We start from the raw sequence: 4,140 nt of genomic DNA on the forward strand, positions 1-4,140 counted from the left end.
GACCGGACTAATATCCGGGTTGCCGGGGTGGCAGAAGAGGTAAATATGTCTGACGTCCTTCTTGACCGCCCCGAACTTGCGGGGCTCGGTGTCTACGAGTTCGGGTGGTCCGACTCCGATGCTGCTGGTGCCTCCGCCCGCCGCGGGATTTCGCCGGAGGTGGTGACCGATATCTCCAATCTCAAGGGCGAGCCTGAGTGGATGCTGCAGCGTCGCCTCAAGGCCCTCGAGTTGTTTGAGCGCAAGCCGATGCCGACTTGGGGTGCTGACCTGTCGGGCATCGATTTCGACAACATCAAGTACTTCGTGCGTTCCACGGAGAAGCAGGCCCAGACTTGGGACGACCTGCCCGAGGACATCAAGAGCACCTATGAGAAGCTCGGCATTCCCGAGGCCGAGCGTCAGCGTCTTGTCTCCGGCGTCGCGGCCCAGTATGAGTCCGAGGTGGTCTATCACCAGATCAACGAAGAATTGGCTGCGCAGGGTGTCATCTTCATGGATACCGACACGGCGTTGAGGGAGCATCCGGAGTTCTTCGAGGAGTATTTCGGCACGATCATTCCCTCCGGCGACAACAAGTTCGCGGCGCTGAACACCTCGGTGTGGTCGGGCGGCTCTTTCGTTTATGTGCCGCCGGGTGTGCACGTGGAGATCCCGCTGCAGGCCTACTTCCGCATCAATACGGAGAATATGGGGCAGTTTGAGCGCACCCTGATCATCGCCGACGAGGGCAGCTACGTGCACTACATCGAGGGGTGCACGGCCCCGATCTACTCGTCCGATTCTCTGCACTCTGCGGTGGTCGAGATTGTTGTGAAGAAGAATGCCCGCGTTCGCTACACGACTATCCAGAACTGGTCCACGAACGTCTACAACCTGGTCACGAAGCGTGCGACGGCTGCGGAGGGTGCCACGATGGAGTGGATCGATGGCAATATCGGTTCCAAGGTCACGATGAAGTACCCGTCGATTTATCTGATGGGTGAGCACGCTAAGGGGGAGACCCTGTCGGTGGCGTTCGCGGGTCCCGGTCAGCATCAGGATGCGGGCGCGAAGATGATCCACATGGCGCCGTATACGCAGTCTTCGATCGTGTCGAAGTCCATTGCCCGGGGTGGTGGCCGGTCTGGTTACCGCGGTGAGGTGCGGGTGGATGCCACGGCGCACCACTCCGCGAACACGGTGCGCTGTGACGCGTTGCTGGTGGACACGAAATCGCGTTCGGACACGTATCCATCGATCGATATCCGGGTCGATGATGTGCAGTTGGGCCACGAGGCCACGGTGTCGCGGGTCAGCGAGGAGCAGCTGTTCTACTTGATGAGCCGGGGGATGCCCGAAGATGAGGCGATGGCCATGATCGTGCGCGGCTTCATCGAGCCGATTGCCCGGGAGCTGCCGATGGAGTACGCCCTTGAACTCAACAAGCTCATTGAAATGGGCATGGAAGGATCCGTCGGCTAAATGTCCGCCGTCTCTGCACAACTCAATTCCCCACCAACCACCCCGGCATCCACAACGGATGCCATGCCTACTGCGGAGCAGCACGGCATCAAGGAGCACTCGGACGGCCGTTTCGGTTATGTGCCGGTGCAGACCCGGTCGGACCGGTTCGCGAGCGTGAACGTGGCCGACTTCGGTCCCGTCACGGGTCGTGAAGCGGTCTGGAAGCTATCGCCGGTGAAGAAGTTCACCGACCTGACCGCGGGTGTGCTCGACGGGTCGGAGTACCCGGTCGAGTCTTCACGCGTCGCCGGGGTCAGCGTCGCCTGGGTCGATCGCACCGACCCGCGGATCGGTTCGGCCGGGGCGCCCGAGGAACGCGCGTCGGCGAACGCGTGGTCGAGTTTCGAGAAGGCTCTCGCGATCACGATCAGCGGCGAGGAGGCCAAGGAGGTCACGGTCACCCGTGCCGGCCTGGGTTCCGGCGCGCGCGGCGCGCACACCATCATCGAGGCCAAGCCGTTCAGCCAAGCCATCCTGATCCTGGAGAACACGGGTGCGGCCCGGCTGAGCGAGAACGTCGAGATCATCCTGGGCGAGTCCGCGAACCTGACCGTGGTCACTCTGCAGGAATGGGGCGACACGGCCGTGCACCTGACGAACCACTTCGCCACCATCGGCCGCGACGCACGGTTGAAGCACATCGTGGTGAGCCTGGGCGGCAGCATCGTGCGGGTGAACCCGTCGGTGCGTCTAGCCGGGATCGGTTCGGACACGGAGCTGCTCGGCCTGTACTTCGCCGACGCCGGCCAGCACCTCGAGCAGCAGGTATTCGTGAACCATGTCGCGCCGAACAGTCGCAGCCGCGTCACCTACAAGGGTGCGTTGCAGGGTCAAGGCGCCCGCACCGTGTGGATCGGCGACGTCCTGATCGGGCGGGATGCGGCCGGGACCGACAGCTACGAACAAAACCGTAACCTCGTGCTCACCGAAGGCACCCGGGCAGACTCGATCCCGAACCTCGAGATCGAGACCGGCGACATCAAGGGGGCCGGGCACGCGAGCGCGACCGGCCGCTTCGACGACGAGCAGCTGTTCTACCTGCAGTCCCGCGGCATCAGCGAAGACGAGGCCCGGCGCCTCGTCGTACGCGGCTTCCTCAGCGAGATCGTGCAACAAATCGGCTCCCCCCTGCTCGAAGAACGCCTCCAGGCGGCCATCGAAGCAGAACTCACCATGAGCGACCCGAGCTAAGCATCCGCCGCCGGATATCCGGCTCCCCAGGTCGACCAATCGGCCACTCCCCCATTCACCTGCGCAGTCACCGGCGTACGCCGGAGAACGAAAGAGAATTTCATGTCAGTTCTACAGATCATCGACCTGCACGTCAGCGTCTGGACCGACCAGGGCACCAAGCAGATCCTGCACGGGGTGAACCTGACCATCAACGAGGGCGAGATCCACGCCATCATGGGCCCGAACGGCTCNGCAACAAAGGACAACTGACATGGCATCCACCAAGATCTGTGGCTTCGACGAACTCGGCGTCAACGAGGCAGTCAAAGTCGAAATCGATGGCGTCCCCATCGTTGTCGTCCGCGACGCCGCCGGAGACGTCTTCGCCATCGGCGACACCTGTACCCACGGCGACATCTCCCTGTCCGAAGGTTTCGTCGAGGGCGACACCGTCGAATGCTGGGCCCACGGCTCCAAGTTCTCCCTGAAGACCGGCAAGCCGCTCAACCTCCCGGCCTACGAGCCGGTCCCGGTCTACCAGGTCGACCTGGTCGACGGCGTGGTCTACATCGACCCAGCCGTCACCGTAGCCGTCTGACGCGGGCCCAGTCCCGCACCGGCCGATCGGCCACCCAACTTGTCGGCGTACGCGCCGGAGAACGAAAGAGAATTCCATGTCAGTTCTACAGATCATCGACCTGCACGTCAGCGTCTGGACCGACCAGGGCACCAAGCAGATCCTGCACGGGGTGAACCTGACCATCAACGAGGGCGAGATCCACGCCATCATGGGCCCGAACGGCTCCGGCAAGTCCACCNCGAGATCCACGCCATCATGGGCCCGAACGGCTCCGGCAAGTCCACCCTCGCCTATACGATCGCCGGTCACCCGAAATACACCGTCGACAGTGGCTCGATCCTGCTCGACGGCGAAGAGGTCACCACGATGACCGTGGACCAGCGCGCCCGCGCGGGCCTGTTCCTGGCCATGCAGTACCCGGTGGAGATTCCCGGCGTCACGGTGACGAACTTCCTCCGCACCGCGAAGACCGCGATCGACGGCAGCGCGCCGCCCATCCGTAGCTGGATCAAGGATGTGCGCGAGTCGATGAAGCAGCTCCGCATGGACAAGTCCTTCGCCGAACGCAACGTGAACGAGGGCTTCTCCGGCGGTGAGAAGAAGCGCAACGAGATCCTGCAGCTCGAACTGCTGAAGCCCCGCTTCGCGGTGCTCGACGAGACCGACTCCGGCCTCGACGTCGACGCGCTCAAGATCGTGTCGGAGGGTGTGAACCGGGCCAAGGAGCACACCGGCCTGGGTCTGCTGCTGATCACGCACTACACCCGCATCCTGCGCTACATCAAGCCGGACTTCGTGCACGTCTTCGTCGACGGCCGGATCGCCGAACAGGGTGGCCCCGAACTCGCCGACCGCCTCGAAGACGAGGGCTACGATCGCTT

The 4,140-nt window shown here is 63.3% G+C and carries 3 protein-coding genes and 2 pseudogenes; all 5 read left to right on the forward strand.

The window, feature by feature from the left end; all coding sequences use genetic code 11:
• The first annotated feature begins 45 nt into the window (after nt 1-45).
• Nucleotides 46-1,464, forward strand: a complete 1,419-nt coding sequence (gene sufB / locus E3O54_RS06400) for a Fe-S cluster assembly protein SufB (protein ID WP_104099133.1) — start codon at nt 46-48, stop codon at nt 1,462-1,464.
• Entirely contained in the window at nt 1,465-2,697 is a 1,233-nt protein-coding gene (gene sufD, locus E3O54_RS06405) for a Fe-S cluster assembly protein SufD (protein ID WP_370247444.1), read from the forward strand.
• A 102-nt stretch (nt 2,698-2,799) separates the two neighbouring features.
• A pseudogene (gene sufC / locus E3O54_RS06410) lies at nt 2,800-2,928 on the forward strand (Fe-S cluster assembly ATPase SufC); the annotation flags it as partial.
• Between the two features lie 22 nt (nt 2,929-2,950).
• Nucleotides 2,951-3,277, forward strand: coding sequence for a non-heme iron oxygenase ferredoxin subunit (locus E3O54_RS06415; RefSeq protein ID WP_134373658.1), 327 nt, complete (start codon nt 2,951-2,953; stop codon nt 3,275-3,277).
• A gap of 76 nt (nt 3,278-3,353) precedes the next feature.
• Nucleotides 3,354-4,140 (forward strand): annotated as a pseudogene (sufC, locus tag E3O54_RS06420) (Fe-S cluster assembly ATPase SufC); the annotation flags it as partial.

The sequence above is a fragment of the Cryobacterium sp. TMT2-4 genome (genome assembly GCF_004402575.1).
GTDB lineage: Bacteria > Actinomycetota > Actinomycetes > Actinomycetales > Microbacteriaceae > Cryobacterium > Cryobacterium sandaracinum.